A 17,376-nucleotide genomic window follows, 5' to 3' on the forward strand; every position below is an offset into this window, starting at 1 on the left:
AAAAGAGGCCCGAAGACCTCTTTTCTCACTAATTAAAACCAAACTTTATTTCCAGCCGCCGCCCAATGCACAATAAATGTGCACCAAAGCATTGAGTTGTGCTTTTTTGGTTTCAATCAGTTCCAGTTTATTTTCCAACGCATCGCGTTGGGTCATGAGCACTTCAAAATAGTCGACACGGGCTGATTTAAACAAATCGTTAGAAATGTCAATAGAATTATTCAAAGCTTCCACTTGTCGCGTACGTAACGCATAACTCTTTTCAAGATTACTGATGTTAGAGAGTTGAGTTGATACTTCAAGATAGGCATTCAAGACGGTACGCTCGTAGTTGTATAATGCCTGCAACTGACGGGCATTGGCATTGTTAAACTCTGCCTTAATGGCATTTCGGTTGATCAAAGGTGCCGCAATATCTCCGGCCAGCGAATACAATATCGACTCCGGTAACGTAAACAAGTACGACGGTTTAAACGCCTGTAATCCGTAAGAAGCCGAAATATCCAACGATGGATAGAATTCTGCACGGGCTGCTTTCACATCCAGCTTGGCGGCTGCCAATTCCAATTCAGCTTGTTTGATATCGGGACGGTTGTCTAACAATTGTGACGGTATTCCCGAGTTTATTGCGGCCGGTTGTAAGGTCAGGAAATCGTTTTTCTGTCTTTTGATTTCCTGCGGATAACGGCCCAGCAAAAAGTTGATTTGATTCTCCGTTGCTGTAATTTGCTGACGGATTTCAAATTCCCTATTTTGCGAAGACAATACCTCCGCCTGAAATTTCTGTACAGCCAATTCCGTAGCACGGGCCGCTTGTTTTTGCACCTTAACAATTTCAAGGGCATTTTGCTGCAACTCGATGGTTTGTTTGACCACTTCCAGCTGGTTGTCTAACGACAGCAATTCGTAATACGAATCGGCTACCTCAGCCACCAAGTTGGTCAACACAAAATTCTTCCCTTCTACAGTTGCCAAATACCTGTCCACCGCGGCTTTTTTAGAATTGCGCAGTTTTTTCCAAATGTCCACTTCCCAATTAGCGTGTAAGGCCAATTCATAGTTTTGTAACGCCTCGGGCACTTCTTTCCCCGGAGTAATATCGGCAGAAGCATCACCGGCACCCTGGCTGGTATAACGCCCTACTTTTTCCACTCCGGCTCCGGCTCTCACCCCCACAGTAGGCAACAGTGCTCCTTTTCGGATGCGAATATCGTTTTTGGCAATTTCAATTTCCTGCAAGGTAATTTTCAATTCCTGATTGTTTTGCAAAGCCGTGGCAATCAAATCCGAAAGATACGGGTCTTTGAAAAAGCTTTTCCAAGGTGTTTTAGCAGTATTGATTGTATCGGTAACATTGTTGCCAAATGTTGCCGGAACCTGTGCCGGAGCCGTTGAAGGCGCCACTGATGGTGCTTTACAGCTTCCTAAAAGAAGCAATACCGCTATAGCAGCTATACTGTTTTTAATCTTCAAATTTTCCATCATGTTTGTAAGGTTCTGTTTGTTCTGTTAAAGGATGTTCTGATTCATATCGTGCCAATCTCGATCTTTCGGCTATTGTTCCGAAGATATAATACAATCCCGGAATTACCATCAATCCGAAAATCGTTCCAATGAGCATTCCTCCGGCTGCTGCCGTTCCGATGGTACGGTTACCAATAGCTCCCGGTCCGGTTGCCAAAGCCAATGGAATAAGACCTGCAATAAAGGCAAACGAAGTCATCAAAATTGGACGGAACCTAAGTGCCGCTCCCTGCAATGCAGCCTCTCTGGTCGAAATGCCTTCTTCAGCTTTTTTCTGAACAGCAAACTCTACAATCAACACGGCATTCTTTCCGAGCAATCCGATGAGCATTACCATGGCCACCTGAGCGTAAATGTTATTTTCCAAGCCTAATAAATAAAGACTTAAAAACGCTCCGAAAATACCGGTTGGCAACGAAAGAATGATGGGCAACGGAAGTATGAAACTTTCATATTGTGCTGAAAGAATCAGGTATACGAAGCCAAGACATATAAGGAATATGTACAATGCCTCATTCCCTCTGGAAACCTCATCTTTAGAAATTCCCGACCAGTCAATTCCGAAACCTTTTGGCAGGGTTTTTTCGGCTACTTCCTGTATGGCTTTAATAGCGTCACCACTACTGTAACCCGGAGCCGGCATTCCACTCACCTCAGAAGAATTGTAAAGGTTATGTCTTGTAATCTCGGACAGACCATATACTTTTTCAAGGTGCATGAAATCAGAATACGGTACCATCTGATCTTTATCGTTTTTCACATACAGTTTCAATAGGTCACTAGGCAAAGCACGATATTGAGGTCCGGCTTGAACAATAACTTTATAGGGACGGTCAAAACGGATGAAACTGGTCTCATAGTTGGAACCTACCAACGTAGAAAGGTTATCCATCGCTTTTTCTATCGACACCCCTTTTTGTTCTGCCAAATCATTATCAATACGCAACATATATTGCGGGAAACTGGCACTATAGAAGGTAAATACCGAAGACAACTCAGGGCGTTTGTTAAGATCCTTCACAAACTGATTCGCTACCGTCTCCATCTTCTTGTAATCACCACTTCCTGCCTTATCCAGCAAACGAAGCTCAAAACCTCCTGCCGCTCCATAACCCGGAATAGATGGTGGCTGGAAGAATTCGATACTCGCCCCCGGAATTTCTTTTGCCTTTTTCTCTAATTGCTCTATGATTTCTACAGCCGACTCTTTTCTTTCAGCCCAGTTCTTAAGGTTAATCAAACAGGTACCTGTGTTAGAACCTGTTCCCTCTGTTAACACCTCATAACCCGCCAAAGAGGAAACCGAGGACACTCCATCAATATCCTCAGAAGCTTTTTGCAGCTCTAAGGCAATTTGGTTGGTTCGTTCCAAAGTCGACCCTGGTGGGGTTTGTATAATCGCATAAATCATCCCTTGGTCTTCACTAGGAATGAATCCCGAAGGAATTCTGTTGCTGATAAAGAAAATCCCAACACAGAATCCCAAAAGCACCGGAAGCGTAAAGGCTTTCTTGGTGATTATCTTGGTCAACAAACCATGGTATCTGCCAGCACCTGTGGTAAACATATTATTGAACTTATCCAGGAATCGGTTTACCGCAGTATCTTTTCTCTGGTGTCCGTGATTGTTTTTAAGGATAAGGGCACATAAAGCAGGTGTTAATGTTAACGCCACAACTCCCGATAAGATAATCGACGACACCATGGTAATAGAGAACTGACGGTAGAATACCCCAACAGGCCCCGACATAAAGGCTACCGGTATAAATACCGACGCCATTACCAGCGTAATCGCGATAATCGCCCCACTAATCTCATGCATTGCTTCTTCCGTTGCCTTGAGTGGGGAGAGTCCCTTCTCCTCCATCTTGGCATGGACGGCCTCGATGACGACAATCGCGTCATCTACCACGATACCAATCGCCATTACCAAAGCAAAAAGCGAAATCAAGTTCAGCGTAATTCCAAAAGCCGACATTACCGCAAAAGCACCAATCAACGAAACCGGAACCGCAATAATTGGGATTATAGTAGAACGCCAGTCTCCTAAGAATAAGAATACCACAATAGCCACCAAAATAAAGGCTTCAAACAAGGTGTGTATTACCTTTTCAATTGAGGCGTCAAGGAAACGGGAAGCGTCATAACTCAACTCATAATGCATTCCCTTAGGGAAAGTGGTTTTCTGAAGGTCGGCCATCAAAGTTTTTACATTTTCGATTACCTCACTGGCATTAGAACCATAGGATTGTTTGATACTGATTGCCGCTGATGGTTTACCATTCAGCGTAGAATAAATATCATACATGGTTGAACCAAATTCGATATCAGCAACATCTTTTAGCCTTACATACTCCCCGTCGGTTTTAGCTTTTAGGATAATATTTCCATAATCCTTTTCGTTGTTATAACGACCGGGATATTTCAAAATGTATTCAAATGACTGCGAACGTTTACCCGAGCTTTCCCCTGTTTTCCCGGGAGACGCTTCCAAACTTTGTGAGCTCAGGGCTTCCATTACCTCATCAGCAGAAATGTTATAGGCCGTCATTCTGTCGGGTTTCAACCAAATACGCATCGCGTATTCACGAGTTCCGATAATATCGGCATCTCCTACTCCTTTTACCCTTTTGATCTCTGAAAGAAGGTTGATATCGGCAAAGTTGAATATGAACTTCTGATTGGCTTTCGGATCATCACTATACACGTTAACATACAACAACATGTTGGGCTCCTCACGGGTAATCTTTACCCCCTCACGCACTACCAAAGGTGGTAGTTTGTTAATAGCCGATGAGATGTGGTTCTGCACGTTAATGGCGGCAACGTTCGGATCGGTACCCAAATCGAACACAATCTGGATGGAAGCCTCACCGTCGTTACCGGCATCCGAATCCATATACTTCATCCCCGGAATCCCGTTAAGGGCTCTCTCCATAGGAATAATAACCGACTTGATAAGCAACTCGTTGTTAGCTCCCGGATACTCCGCGGTAATATTTACCTTAGGTGGAGAAATGGAAGGGAATTGGGTTACAGGAAGTTTTACCAACGATAAAGCCCCCATAAATACAATGATCAATGAGATCACGATAGACAGAACCGGTCTGCGAATAAATCTTTTAAACATAGTGTTTCGCTTTTATATAAACTAGTCTGCTTTTAATTTTAAAGAGGACAGCACTTTTTTCGGGTCTTCAAATTTGCTCTTAACCACATCATCATCCTTCACTTTCTGAATACCTTCTACTAAGAATTTATCATTAACTGATAGCCCTGAAGCGAGTATATAAATATCGGGAAGCTCATAAGCAACCTTAATCTCTCTCGATTGTACTTTACCATTCTGCCCCACTACGAAAACATATTTCTGATCCTGTAGTTCATAAGTAGCTCTTTGCGGAATTATCAGTGCATTCTTCACCGGAATATTCATTTGTACCTTTCCGGTTTCTCCGTTTCTGAGTAATTTGTCCGGATTAGGGAAACTGGCACGGAAGGCAATGTTTCCGGTTTCGTTATCAAATTCTCCTTCAATGACTTCTACTTTTCCTTTGTATTTCAACAGATCCCCATTGGCTAACATCAGGTTAACGTCGGTATTGCCACGGGTTTTTAAATTGTTTTGGTAATTGATATACTCCGGTTCCGACACGTTGAAGTAGGCAAACATCTTGGTATTGTCTGATAAGGTAGTCAGCAACTCGCCTTCATCTATAAGGCTTCCCAGTTTTTTAGGAAGACGGTCAATGGTTCCCGAGAAAGGCGCTCTGATTTCGGTAAACGACAAGTGCAGTTTGGCCAGCGATACTTCGGCATTGGCTTGGTCCAGCTTCGCCTGGGCTACTGCCTGCTCGTTTTTGGAAACGATGTTTTTATCGGCCAACATTTTGGCATTTCTCAGTTCAATTTCGGACGCTTTGGCTTCTGCCTGTGCTTTGAGCAATTCGGCTTCATACAATTTAGGCATAATGCGGAACAAGACTTGTCCTTCAGTTACATATTGCCCTTCATCTACGTAGATGTTTTGCAGGTATCCTTTTTCCTGAGCGCGGATTTCGATGTTGCGCACAGAGCGAATTTGGGACACATACTCTTTCGTAAATGAGGTGTCCATAACTGCCGCATTGGTCACGGTAAATTTAACGGGTTCTTCTTTTTCAACTTCTTTTTTGCCGCAGCTTACTAAGCTCAATACAGCCAAAAGGCACAACGGCACGATTGATTTGTTCATGATTTTTTTAATTAAATAAGTGGATATGGGTAGCTTTAGGACCTAAGCAACCTGAGTTTTACGCATGCAATCGGGGGCATCAGATTCTGATCACCCGCAAAGAAATGTAAGTGTAACGCGGCAAACGGGAATGGTTTACCTCATAGTACGCTTTGGTTTTAGAATGCGTTTCCGGGTCAGCCGATGGCAAGACCTGAATGTTTTGAAAAAAAAATCGGTGTGTTTCCCAAACCGAATCAGGTATTGACTCGTGTTCCCCTTCGTTGTCATCGTTATCGTTGTCGTTATCGTTGACCACCTCTATTTTAGAGAACATCATCCCCGTGGCGGTATCATTGAGATTGCCCTGACGGTTTTGATGTGACGGTGCGGGATGCGGGGCTTTACCCGGTTGCGAAGAAGCAAAAGAAAAGGCCCGGCCTGTGGTTAACAACAGCCCAAAGAAGAATAAATATAACAGCGTTTTTCTCATACTTTGGGGCAAATGTACTCTATCCTTCAAAAAGGTGAAAGTTTCCTTAACGCGTATTTAACAATTTTAAGACGCTTTTAAGCAAATCTTTAGTTTGAGTAGTCCCAACGGTCATTTTTCAACTTGGCACACAACACCTTTACAACTTGCAACAATTAATCTTTAACAATTTAAATTGTGTTCTTCTTTTTTGTTACAACTCCTTCTGCGCAAAGGAGACAGGTGATTACTTGTAACTTAAGGCAGTCCGGCATTCGTAACAAACCAAAAAGCCCGATACTTTCGCATCGGGCTTTTTGGATATTTAGTATTGGAAAAAAGATGGTTACTCTTTAATCACTTTCAACGTTTTCACCGATTCATCGGCATATACTTTTACAAAATACGTTCCTGCTGTTACGCCTGAAAAATCGAAGGCTGCTTCGGTACTGTTAAAAAGCACGGTTTTCACCTCTTGCCCCAACATGTTATGCAGTGATACCAATGTAATTGGCTTATCGTTTGTAATCGTTAAAACGTCTTTTACCGGATTGGGATATACGGTTACGTTTTTCAAATCGAAATCGGCATTCCCTAAAGTGGTTTGTACACTAATGACATTTCTGAAAACAGGTCCCCACCCGTTTACATTGTCTTTGATACGGATATTAAAAACGTGTAGCCCTGTGGATGGCAAGGTGATTCCTGTTTTGGTCAGTTTTTCAAAGGCGCTGTTAAAAGTTCCGTCGGTAGCCTGAACAGGAGTTGCCAATCCGTAACCCGGATCGTTATCCCAAAAATATTCGGCTTGTAATATGGTAGACTGTGCTGAGCCTATGAATACCGTTAGGAAAGCGGCCAGCGTATATATCATTTTTTTCATCTTGTAGTATCTTTAAAATTATTTAGAAAATCCTGAACCTGTAACATTCAGTGTGCTGGTGTTTAAAATCACTCTTGGCGTAACCAAATAGTTGATTTGCGGCATCGCCCCTGAATCGGGAGCCCAATAGTTGGCCCAGCTGTTCGAACCACCGTAATGACCCGCATCGTTTCGGGTTAAGTCTAAATCGGTGTACGCTACCGATGGATTTCCGGCATTGACATTCATTCCGGTTACGGTATAGTACGTACCGTCGAAGTTAATGTTTGCGTTACCGATATTGTTGTTTTGTGTAGTCACCCCTTCTGAAACGTAGGTGTTGGTAAAGACATTATAGGAAGCCGTTACATTCACAAAACCGTTGCTTTGGATGCACGAAGTTGTTTGGGCCACCGCAAATGACACCGCATTGTTCATGATAGCCAAGGTGCCTGTATTACCTTCATTGACACTGATGTAAATTGGAGCTACATCGCCGCCGTTAGGTTGGTAAACGGTATTGTTTATCATTTCATTGGTACTGCCATTTTTAATAGCGTAGGTATAAAGGCCTGCTGTAAAGTTATTGTAGATCTTGAAATTATAACTTGATTGCTGATTTGCAATGGAAAAATCAGCCGAATTCCCTATGATTTCAATATCATCTGTTGCCAGCACTGTATCTGCACTAGTATTGTAGGCCGTGATGGACTGTGCATGGTTACCGGTAATTCTTCCGTGTGAGAAGTATACATATCCTCCCACAGTACATCCTGACATATTGGTTGTCGTATTGGCCGGTACGGCGTCTACATTATTCAAATAACAGTTGTACAGGTTTAGGGTAGTTCTTCCTCCCGTAGTAGCTCCGTTAACCGTAACGTTGTAAATCGTGAAATTTCCCGAACTCAGGTTATGAAAAGTAACCACTCTACCGGCAGCCGGCGTAATAGTAATCGAGCCCTGAATAAAATATTTGTTATAAGTGGTTTCCGAAATGAACGTAAGCGACTTGTTGATGGTTAGGTTTTCCACATAGGCAGATCCGTTTGTTTTGGGTTGAATAATGATGCGGTCCCCATTGGCAGCCGCTGTAATAGCAGCACTTACCGTGGCATAAGCACCACCGGCGCCTAAATTCCTGACATACAAGTCGGTTGCAGAAGCCAGTGAAGAAAATAAGCCAATTACAACTGCAAACGTAATTTTTAAAGTTTTCATAGATTAGATATAATAATTTGCGCGCAAATCTATGCTTTGAAAACTGTAGTGCCAATTATTATATGTGATTTTTTATAAAAAACAATACGAAATAACGAGTCTAAACCCGGCTCCGCATAGGTCCCAATGGTGCGGAATGCCTTCGGCACTCGCTTCGCTCGTATGCAGTCCGTGACTATCAACAAAAATTTACTTCTGCTCCACACTTTCCCTCAAATCACACAACAACCACTCCTTTTTCATCACGGCAGCATCGTGGTTATGCAGTAAACGTATAAAGTCCTTTACCCCCAACAGGCTCGGAAATGGTCATAAATAAAAAAACCCAATACTTTCGTATCGGGTTTTCATTTTGCTCCCGGGGAGGTTTTATGTTTTAAACCGTTCCCTTGATAATCAAAGTAGAAGGAATATTGGACAACCAAAGGCTTTTGGAATCCACCAATTTTTTCCAACTTTCCATACTGACCAGCATCAGTTGTTGCTGTGTTAAAAATTCTTTGTCAATGACTTTCTCGGTCTGCACATTGATATGATTTGGAGCCATTTGCTCAATAGCCCTGATTTTTTCTTTTAGCTCAGCATTGTTCTTTATGTATCCGGAAACATCGAGCAGGGTAATTTGTGACTCGGAATTTTTTATCAGTTTTTGGGCAAATTGGATTAGAAAGGCATCCATGTCTGAAAATACAGGAATAAATACCCTGTCAGTACCGGTGAAATCTTTATCGATTAAAACTCCCACGGGTACTTTGCTTTTATTCAGAATGAGGTTAGTCCCTTCGTCAAAGGGCGAGTTTTCAAAAAGACTTTCTTTGCCCGTAACCTGATTCAAGATTTTTTCGGGATTGATGATGCGGGTAGTGAATCCTAAAATTTTACCTAGCAAGCTTCCTTCAAAGATGGATTTCCCCACGCCAACCAACAACAAATCATAATCTCCTTTATTGGCTACCTCTGTAATCTCGGAATCAATATCATTGGAGACTTTGAACATCGTGGTAATTTTTTGATTCAGGTTTTCCGATTCTTCTATGATTGGGATAAAACTTTCTTTTTCATACTGTTCAATATCGTAATGGTGCAATTCATTGGTTGGGGTAAGATACATCGTGGTTACAGCAGCATTTCCGTTTAAACTTTTAATCAAACTGTTAGCCAATCGCAGCAATGATTTTCCTCTTTCAGGATTGGCAAAAGAAATTAAGACTTTAAACTTATTAGCCTGGCTGATTTCAACCGGCACTTCTTCCTGTTTGGATTTAAAAGCCCAATTGATGATATCCAATGCCGGACCTGTCATGAAAGTTGTTACCAAGGCCATCAGTACCATCATAGAAAAAACCTGGGGAGTCAGGACTCCTAAATCATACCCGATGTTGAGTACCACCAGTTCCATCAATCCTCTGGTATTCATCAGTGCACCGATGGAAAGACTTTCTTTCCACCCCTGCCCGACAAATTTTGCGGCCAAGGCACTCCCAATAAATTTACCCGTTACCGCTACCACAATTATCACACCTGTCAATTGCCAAAGGCCCGGTTCATTGAGCAGACCAATTTGCGTACGCAAACCTGTAAATACAAAAAACAGCGGGAGCAGCAACACTAAAGCCACATCTTCTACTTTTTCAATAAACAAGGTTCTGAATTTAACATTTTCAGGCATGATGGCTCCTGCCATAAAGGCGCCAAATAAGGCATGGATTCCTATGGCTTCCGTAACATAGGCTGATAGAATCAGCGTCAGGAAAAACAAGGCGATAATTGGTTTGGTCAAACTTTCCTTTGAGGTGTAGATACTTCCGACACGGGCCAAAAACGGGCGTACCAGTTTTAGCATTAAAACCACATATGCAACTGCCATCCCAATAGTGTAAAGTGCACTCACCACTGAACCGGCCTTCACTACCGCAATTACAGCAGCCAAAATACACCAAGCCGTAATATCATCGGCAGCTGCACAGGCAATGACCATAGTGCCTAAGTTGGTTTTGGTTATGCCTCTTTCCTGTACAATCCGCGCCAAAACGGGAAATGCCGTGATGCTCATGGCAATACCCATGAATAAGCCGAAAGATAAAAAATGTACCCCATCAGGAGCATAGGTTTGATAAATGGAATAAGCCAATGCCATTCCCATAGCAAAGGGGATAATAATACTGGCGTGGCTTACCACTACTGCCTTGTGAGTAGCTTTTTTAAGAAGTTTCAAGTCGAGTTCCATCCCTACCATAAACATAAACAAAATCAATCCGATTTGGCTTAAGAATTGGAGATTGGGAAGGGAATCTTTAGGAAATAAAACCGCTGAAAACTCAGGAAAATAGAGTCCCACCAACGAAGGTCCTAAAACAATACCTGCTATCATTTCGCCAACTACGGAAGGCTGTCCTATTTTAGTACAAATCCAACCAAATAGTTTTGCAACCAAAATGATGGTTACAATCTGTGCCAACAGCATGGCCAAAGGATGCTGAATGTTATGCAGAAAAGCCTCGGTAAAGGTTTCCCATTGCCCTTGTGAGGAATGGTTTGCGACTATGTTCCTGCCTATTTCCTGTTTTGCCCCCATTTGGGCAATCCAATACATTAAAGCGGTGAAGCCTCCTATAACACAGATATAAAAAAGGCTATTCTTGAAATTCTTCATACTATGATTTGTTTTTTTGTAATTTATTCAACCGTAACCCTATGCCGAATCCGATGTGCCATTGACCATCCTGTGTGGCGGTTTTGGCATTGTAATATAGCGGTATTTGAAAAGCCCAGGCTTTGTAGCTGTAGGTAAGCCCCATCCCAAGTGTAGGTGTTACAAAAGCATTTTTGGTAGTTCCCTTGTCCTCTTTGAAGCGAAGCGAAGGCAGCATTCCTATAATGAATTTAGATTCGCCATAAGTGGCGTTGATATTCGGACCGGTAAAATTAAGATAACCGCCCCCGTCAACATAGCCCATAATGACCACACCATCATAAAAAGAAAAACCAACCTTTTCTTTTTGTGCCTGAGTCAAACTGATGCTTAGCAAAGCCAGTATCAAAAATAGGTTCCTCATAATTGTTCAGCGTTAGATTGGTGCAAAACTCTAAACAAAAAAGACTGGTAAAACAGTAGGGAAATAAAAGTAGCGGATTATGTAATAAGACGGGGAAAAAATGTAACCTGTCAGACGGTAGTTTTTACCAAAAAGTCATTGCGATAGCTTTCACTCAGCATTAGTTTTAGGTTTTTACCCGAAGCCATTATCAGGTTGGTGGTAATTTCATCATACGAAAATACTTGTACCGCTTTCAGCGCAATAAGCTCTTTTTTGTTGACTCTGCAAAAGTCTTTTGATGGCAAAACCTCCAATAGTTTATCAAATGATATGTTCTTAAGAACAAATTCTTCGCCGCTGAAAAGTCGGGCTATTTTGTCTCTACTGTCGGTCCCGGATGCTGTAATATAAGCTATTTTATCAAAAAAAAGGATGGCTTTACCTTTGTCTGTATTTAGTTGGATAAACGACTTGTCGTTGGGTTCCTCTTTACGATTTAAATGGAGGATTGCTTTTTGAACTGCCTGTTGCAGTCGTTCCATTTTTATAGGTTTTCGGACATAATCAATAGCATTAAGGTCGAAGGCTTCTGCGGCGTATTCTTTATAAGCTGTAGCAAAAATGACAGGCTTTCCATTCAGTAGGTTGGCTACCTGTAACCCATTCATTTCGGGCATTTCAACATCAATAATACAAAGGTCAAAATCCAAATTGGGCAGTTCTTTCAAAAACAAATTGGGGCTGTCAAATGCCTTTACAATTTCCAGTTGCGGAATTTGTTCACACAGCATTTTCAGGTAGGTCAACCCTAAAAGTTCATCATCAAGCAGTATGCATTTTAGCTTTGTGTTCAAGTAAATTGATTTTTAAGTGAGTAATATAAACATCCTCTTCAATAAATCGGTCTAATTTGAAGCTGTCTTTATAAATGATGTGGAGTCTTTGTTGCAGCGTTTCGGTTCCAATTCCCGCTTTATCTTTTTTTAAAGGGGTACGGGTCGATATTTTATTAGCCACCATAAGCGAAAAAACATTGTCCCTAAATTCAAAAGTAATGGTTATAAAGGCATCGGGGCTTTGCAAATCAGCATGTTTAAAAGCATTCTCTATCAAATCGATGGATATGAGCGGTGCCAGTATTTGTTGCTCCCATAGTGGTTCCGCTTCGTTTATTTTGGTTTTTACTTTTAACTCAAACAGTGGGCTTATTTTGATTTTATTGATTTCGATCAAATTCATCGCAAACTCGATTTCTTCTTTTGGTGTCACAAACTTGTTTTGGCTTTCATAAAGAATATAATCCAAAACATTGGCCATTTTATCCAAAGCAAAATAGGTCTGGTAGGCGTGAGATTGAATGGAATTTAAAATGTTTTTAAAAAGGTGAGGGTTGAGTCTGGCTTCAAGCGTTTGCAGTTCGAGTGCGTTGATTTTTGTTTCGAGCTTTTGAAATTGGGTTTCCGCTGCCTTTTTCTTTTGCTTTGATTGCTGCAATTGGAGCACCAAATAACCAATAACTCCCAGCAACAAAACCACAAGGCCTGTTATCGGGAAAATCCAAGTATTTGTTATTTCTAAAAATGGTCGCATCTGAGTACAAAGGTAACTTTCTTATTCTTTTGTGATTGCAGTACGAGCCAAATTATTCCTAGCTTATACTAATTTGGGATTAAGGGTACACTCAGAAGATACACTTACGAAATAAAAAAAGCCCTCACATTTCTGTGAAGGCTTTCTGTTGTTGCTCCCCTAATGATTCAATTATAGGAATCGTGAAAAAGAATCAATCCGAAACCATTTTCAATCCCACAACAGACACAATTATCAACCCCAGAAATACCATCCGCAGAAACTCAAACGGCTCATTAAACAATATAATCCCAACCAATACCGTTCCCACAGCACCAATGCCTGTCCACACTACATAAGCCGTTCCCATCGGAATCGATAGGTTGGCTTTAAACAACAAGAGCATACTAAGTAGTAGACAAACGATAAATCCGGTAACCCAAAGGGCACATTCCCAGTCATAACTGCTTTTTGCTTTTACAAGACAGGTAGTAAAACCTACTTCAAACAACCCAGCAAATATTAAAATAATCCAATTCATAACCCTTAACTTAAAAATAAACGTTTAGTAAACAACAGGAGCAGGCTTTTGACCAGCATATAGGCAATGATGCCCGTGAGGACTAACAATAATATACCGGCAATCACATCGGGTAAGAGAGAATTTTTATATATAGCATACTTCAGTGCAGCATTGCTCAAAGCAGCAATTGGAAAACCCACTGCCCACCATGTCAGCATAAAAGGAATTTTTCTCAGGAAGACTTTTGAGAATACTATAGTAAACATAAAAAGGCCAAAATAAAATAGTATAGAAGCAAACAAATCAACCTGATGCGACAGGGAAAAGTAACCTAAGAATCCAACCGCAAAAGGCGCAATTAAAATAAGTAATGACGGTTCCATGCGTTGCGATAGTTTTTCATTGTGAATCAGTCTTGAAACAATCATAGTAAAAAACACCAAAGCCAGAATGATACCCATGGCAAATGACAAAAGGTTGATTTCCTTTGCCCATTCAAAAGGTATACCGCCACCAGTGACAGCAATGTCCAATGCTCCAACACCGGGAATGAGCCATGCAGGGGTTGCGTTGATATGATCTTGTTGTACCGTCAGTAATCTTCTCACTATTACATAAGACAGTGTTAGCATAGTTACCATGCCCACCATCCAAATGCCACGGGTAATCATTGGGAAGTGCATTCCGGTTACAGCCGAGAGCAATAGAATTCCTATAGGAATGGTGCCAAAAAAATTTCCAGTAATAGGATGGTTAAATTCTTTGTTTACTTTTAAAGGAAAGAATAACCATTTCAGTGCATAGCTGCTCAGTAACAATACAAAAACAATAAAAGCAATAACACCGATGGCATCACCAATTACACCCGAAAAGTGCCAGTAAGATGCCGCGTGCTTCCAAGCCAATGACAGTCCAGCAATTCCCATTACCGAGCCGAAAAGGTTTACCGGCAGCCTGCCCAATACACCAAAACGGAGTGCTGTATCTCTTTTCATAGCAATTCTGTTTTTATTGTTTTTTTACTAAAGCAATACTTACCACCACCTGTGAACATGAGGCTTAATGACCCCAGCAGAAATAGTACGTTGAGTTCAATAATCCAGCCTCCGTGCGGGGTTAGACTGAAAATCTGGTCGGCATAGATGAGCCAGATACTAAACAACATGTTAACGGCATAAACAAATGCCGCTTTTCGCGTATGGATACCCAATAGTAACAGTGCCGGAACAAGGATTTCACCAATATACACGCCATTGGCAATTGATTCCGGTAAGCCTCTTGCCGCTAAGCTGTCAGAGATATAATCAATACCATGTATAACCTTGTCTGCACCGTGAAAGAGCATCAGGCCCCCAAGACCTATTCGTAAAATGAGGATTCCCAAATCCTGATTTTTTGCTAAAAGAATTTTGTTTTTCATACTGCAAAATTCGCAGCTAAGAAGCTAAGAAAAAATGGCAATTTATGCCTAATGCATGTCAATAACTGCAAATTGTTTCCTATAGGCCACAGGAGTATGGGAAGTAGACTTTTTAAAGAACTTACTGAACTGAAAAGGATCAGAAAAATGTAGCGAGGCCGCAATGTCTTTTATGGGTGTTTGTGTAAACTGTAATGTTCTTCGGGCTTCAATCAATAGCCTTTTTGAAATAAGAGTTTTGGTGTTTTCCCCGGAATATTGGCTGCAGGCAGCTGTGAGTGCCCGTGGTGTAATTGCCATTTTATCTGCATACCAGGCCGCCTCATGCTGCTCTTTAAAATACCGTTCCAGCAAATCGAGGAATAACAAGTACTGCTGATGTTGATGGCCATTGATATCGGGAAGGCTGCCAATATTTTGCAATTGTCTTATTTTAATAAGTAAGATTTTTAGATAACCGCTAATGATTTCAACCTGATTCACACTAGGCTTTTTATGTTGCTCAATAATAAGCTGCTCAAGTAAGACAACGATTTCATTTTTTTCATCCGGGTCGGGTTGCATGTGAATATTAAAAGACAGCTGATTGAACAGCGAAGTTTTATAATACGCAAGTGATTGACAACTTTCACCTATAGAGTACTCCTTGAAACAGAGAAGGTAACCACTCAGGTTAGAAGCTTTTTTGAAATAATGCACCTGCCCTTCAGATAATAAGAAAAGGTCATTTCCGGAAACCGGGTAATCATTGTCATCAATACAATGCACCCCATCTCCCGAAGTGAAAAATAAAACTTCAAAATAATCATGACGATGAGGTATCGTAACCGCAGGATAGCCCGTTGGGAAGTGTTCAATAGTCAGGAATAGCTCCTTTGAGTTGCCAATATGAAATAATCTTGGAATCATCATGTAACTTAATAACACAAAAATATTAAATATATCCAAATCATGACTAGCGGCCTCAAAACTATGCCTATAAAAAAACCCGATACTTACGTATCGGGTTTTCATTTTGCTCCCCCTCTTGGGCTCGAACCAAGGACCCTCTGATTAACAGTCAGATGCTCTAACCAACTGAGCTAAGGAGGAAGATGTATATCTTTTAAGCGGTTGCAAAGATAGAACGAATTTTATTTTTTGCAAATAAAAACGAATAAAATTTCAAAAAATATTATTTATGGAAAATCGCTTTGTAAATATCGTTCCCGTTGGCGAAAAGCAACAGCGCTATAAGTAAAATAAAACCAACCATTTGCGCTTTTTCCAAGAACTTATCGCTCGGCTTTTTCCCTGAAATCATTTCATATAATAAAAAGATAACGTGACCACCATCAAGGGCCGGAATCGGCAATAAATTCATTACACCGAGCATAATGGACAGCAAAGCGGTAATACCCCAAAACGCTTCCCAGCTCCAGGTATGAGGAAATATATTGAAAATGGCCGCAAAGCCTCCCACGCCCTTGTAAGCGCCTGTTTTCGGATTGAAAATGGCTTTCAGCTGTTTGCCGTAATTGGCCAACTGGGCAAATCCTTTATCGATGCCCACCGGAATGGATTCAAAAAACCCGAATTCTTGTTTGCTTACTTTGTACAATCCTAATTTTTCAATATCATCATACGGAATTCGGAATGCGTAAGCTACTCCCAGTTTTCCTTCCGCATTAACTTTCAGGGTCAACGGAACTTCTTTACCATCTCTTTTTACAACTACCGGAATGGTTTGCCCTTTTAATGTATCCACTGCTTTAATCACCTCATCAGCAAAAGCCACCGGTTTGCCGTTAAAACTGGTGATGATATCTTTTGTTTTTAAAATGGTCTTGTTTTGGGAATCCGGCTGAATATCGGCCACAATAAAAGGCACGCGCAATTCTACCAAAGAGACTTTTTTACCCTGCATCAACTGGTCGATGAAGTTTACCGGAAAGTGTACTTTTTCTTCTTTTCCGTTTCGCATTACGATGATTTCTTTGGACAGGAATAATTTCTCGTTGGATTCGTAAAAGCGTTCTACTTTTTCACCGTCAATAGAAACCAATTGGTCTCCGGTTTTTAATCCGGCCTTTTCCACCACCGGATTGGTAATCCAGATTCCGTTTTTCACCTGATCGTTGGCAATATATTGTTCGCCATAAAAAAATGTCATCCCAATGTAAATGAGGAACGCCAAAATAAAGTTTACCGTGACCCCTCCCAACATAATGATTAAGCGTTGCCAAGCCGGTTTGGAGCGAAACTCCCACGGTTGTGGTTCCTGCTGCATTTGCTCGGTATCCATACTCTCGTCAATCATCCCGGAGATTTTTACATAACCGCCGAGTGGCAACCAGCCGATACCGTATTCGGTTTCACCGATTTTCTTTTTCAGTAAAGAATATTTGATGTCAAAAAACAGATAGAATTTTTCTACGCGCGTTTTAAATAATTTGGCGGGAATAAAATGCCCCAGTTCGTGAAGTATGATAAGTATTGATAAACTCAGTAAAAATTGAGTTAATTTAATTGCAATTTCCATTTCTTAATTTGTC

15 protein-coding genes and 1 tRNA gene are annotated in these 17,376 nt (G+C 41.2%); all 16 read right to left on the bottom strand.

The genetic code is table 11. The features are described from left to right. Positions 1–45 precede the first annotated feature (45 nt). Complete coding sequence (locus ACSVH6_RS01655) at positions 46–1,485, bottom strand: TolC family protein (protein ID WP_438074902.1); 1,440 nt, start codon at positions 1,483–1,485, stop codon at positions 46–48. Beyond that, positions 1,463–4,654, bottom strand: coding sequence for an efflux RND transporter permease subunit (locus ACSVH6_RS01660; protein ID WP_438074904.1), 3,192 nt, complete (start codon positions 4,652–4,654; stop codon positions 1,463–1,465). The genes ACSVH6_RS01655 and ACSVH6_RS01660 overlap by 23 nt, the downstream gene beginning before the upstream one ends. 21 nt (positions 4,655–4,675) lie before the next feature. Beyond that, positions 4,676–5,758: an efflux RND transporter periplasmic adaptor subunit gene (locus ACSVH6_RS01665; RefSeq protein ID WP_438074906.1), complete on the bottom strand. Its 1,083-nt coding sequence runs from the start codon at positions 5,756–5,758 to the stop codon at positions 4,676–4,678. 79 nt (positions 5,759–5,837) lie between these two features. Beyond that, on the bottom strand, positions 5,838–6,230 hold the full coding sequence (locus ACSVH6_RS01670; RefSeq protein WP_438074908.1) for a hypothetical protein: 393 nt from the start codon (positions 6,228–6,230) through the stop codon (positions 5,838–5,840). 325 nt (positions 6,231–6,555) lie between these two features. Next, a complete protein-coding gene (locus ACSVH6_RS01675) occupies positions 6,556–7,092 on the bottom strand; it encodes a T9SS type A sorting domain-containing protein (RefSeq protein WP_438074910.1) in 537 nt (178 codons plus the stop codon). A gap of 18 nt (positions 7,093–7,110) precedes the next feature. Beyond that, entirely contained in the window at positions 7,111–8,292 is a 1,182-nt protein-coding gene (locus ACSVH6_RS01680) for a hypothetical protein (RefSeq protein WP_438074911.1), read from the bottom strand. A gap of 376 nt (positions 8,293–8,668) precedes the next feature. Then, positions 8,669–10,945, bottom strand: a complete 2,277-nt coding sequence (locus ACSVH6_RS01685) for a cation:proton antiporter (RefSeq protein WP_438074912.1) — start codon at positions 10,943–10,945, stop codon at positions 8,669–8,671. 1 nt (position 10,946) lies between these two features. Further along, a complete protein-coding gene (locus ACSVH6_RS01690) occupies positions 10,947–11,348 on the bottom strand; it encodes a hypothetical protein (protein ID WP_438074914.1) in 402 nt (133 codons plus the stop codon). A gap of 110 nt (positions 11,349–11,458) precedes the next feature. Then, the gene (locus ACSVH6_RS01695) at positions 11,459–12,184 is read right to left on the bottom strand and encodes a LytR/AlgR family response regulator transcription factor (RefSeq protein WP_438074916.1); all 726 of its coding nucleotides are present in this window, start codon (positions 12,182–12,184) and stop codon (positions 11,459–11,461) included. After that, complete coding sequence (locus ACSVH6_RS01700) at positions 12,153–12,920, bottom strand: sensor histidine kinase (protein ID WP_438074918.1); 768 nt, start codon at positions 12,918–12,920, stop codon at positions 12,153–12,155. The genes ACSVH6_RS01695 and ACSVH6_RS01700 overlap by 32 nt, the downstream gene beginning before the upstream one ends. Positions 12,921–13,113: 193 nt before the next feature. Next, the gene (locus ACSVH6_RS01705) at positions 13,114–13,440 is read right to left on the bottom strand and encodes a DMT family transporter (RefSeq protein ID WP_438074920.1); all 327 of its coding nucleotides are present in this window, start codon (positions 13,438–13,440) and stop codon (positions 13,114–13,116) included. A gap of 5 nt (positions 13,441–13,445) precedes the next feature. Further along, positions 13,446–14,417, bottom strand: coding sequence for an SLAC1 anion channel family protein (locus ACSVH6_RS01710; RefSeq protein ID WP_438074922.1), 972 nt, complete (start codon positions 14,415–14,417; stop codon positions 13,446–13,448). After that, entirely contained in the window at positions 14,414–14,842 is a 429-nt protein-coding gene (locus ACSVH6_RS01715; protein WP_438074924.1) for a DoxX family protein, read from the bottom strand. The genes ACSVH6_RS01710 and ACSVH6_RS01715 overlap by 4 nt, the downstream gene beginning before the upstream one ends. A 48-nt stretch (positions 14,843–14,890) precedes the next feature. Then, the gene (locus tag ACSVH6_RS01720) at positions 14,891–15,754 is read right to left on the bottom strand and encodes an AraC family transcriptional regulator (RefSeq protein WP_438074926.1); all 864 of its coding nucleotides are present in this window, start codon (positions 15,752–15,754) and stop codon (positions 14,891–14,893) included. 106 nt (positions 15,755–15,860) lie between these two features. Beyond that, positions 15,861–15,934 (bottom strand) — tRNA-Asn (locus tag ACSVH6_RS01725). An 82-nt stretch (positions 15,935–16,016) separates the two neighbouring features. Next, positions 16,017–17,363 (bottom strand): RIP metalloprotease RseP, encoded by a 1,347-nt coding sequence (rseP, locus tag ACSVH6_RS01730; protein WP_438074928.1) that lies wholly within the window; start codon positions 17,361–17,363, stop codon positions 16,017–16,019. Positions 17,364–17,376: the final 13 nt, after the last annotated feature.

The organism is Flavobacterium sp. XGLA_31 (genome assembly GCF_051547105.1).
Taxonomy (GTDB): Bacteria; Bacteroidota; Bacteroidia; order Flavobacteriales; family Flavobacteriaceae; genus Flavobacterium.

Bases quoted from the DNA above. Each gene is read 5' to 3' on its own strand.
- ACSVH6_RS01660 (WP_438074904.1), bottom strand. From the start codon at position 4,654: ATGTTTAAAAGATTTATTCGCAGACCGGTTCTGTCTATCGTGATCTCA.
- ACSVH6_RS01665 (WP_438074906.1), bottom strand. From the start codon at position 5,758: ATGAACAAATCAATCGTGCCGTTGTGCCTTTTGGCTGTATTGAGCTTA.
- ACSVH6_RS01720 (WP_438074926.1), bottom strand. From the start codon at position 15,754: ATGATGATTCCAAGATTATTTCATATTGGCAACTCAAAGGAGCTATTC.
- ACSVH6_RS01700 (WP_438074918.1), bottom strand. From the start codon at position 12,920: ATGCGACCATTTTTAGAAATAACAAATACTTGGATTTTCCCGATAACA.
- ACSVH6_RS01655 (WP_438074902.1), bottom strand. From the start codon at position 1,485: ATGATGGAAAATTTGAAGATTAAAAACAGTATAGCTGCTATAGCGGTA.
- ACSVH6_RS01715 (WP_438074924.1), bottom strand. From the start codon at position 14,842: ATGAAAAACAAAATTCTTTTAGCAAAAAATCAGGATTTGGGAATCCTC.
- ACSVH6_RS01690 (WP_438074914.1), bottom strand. From the start codon at position 11,348: ATGAGGAACCTATTTTTGATACTGGCTTTGCTAAGCATCAGTTTGACT.
- ACSVH6_RS01710 (WP_438074922.1), bottom strand. From the start codon at position 14,417: ATGAAAAGAGATACAGCACTCCGTTTTGGTGTATTGGGCAGGCTGCCG.
- ACSVH6_RS01705 (WP_438074920.1), bottom strand. From the start codon at position 13,440: ATGAATTGGATTATTTTAATATTTGCTGGGTTGTTTGAAGTAGGTTTT.
- rseP (WP_438074928.1), bottom strand. From the start codon at position 17,363: ATGGAAATTGCAATTAAATTAACTCAATTTTTACTGAGTTTATCAATA.
- ACSVH6_RS01685 (WP_438074912.1), bottom strand. From the start codon at position 10,945: ATGAAGAATTTCAAGAATAGCCTTTTTTATATCTGTGTTATAGGAGGC.
- ACSVH6_RS01680 (WP_438074911.1), bottom strand. From the start codon at position 8,292: ATGAAAACTTTAAAAATTACGTTTGCAGTTGTAATTGGCTTATTTTCT.
- ACSVH6_RS01670 (WP_438074908.1), bottom strand. From the start codon at position 6,230: ATGAGAAAAACGCTGTTATATTTATTCTTCTTTGGGCTGTTGTTAACC.
- ACSVH6_RS01675 (WP_438074910.1), bottom strand. From the start codon at position 7,092: ATGAAAAAAATGATATATACGCTGGCCGCTTTCCTAACGGTATTCATA.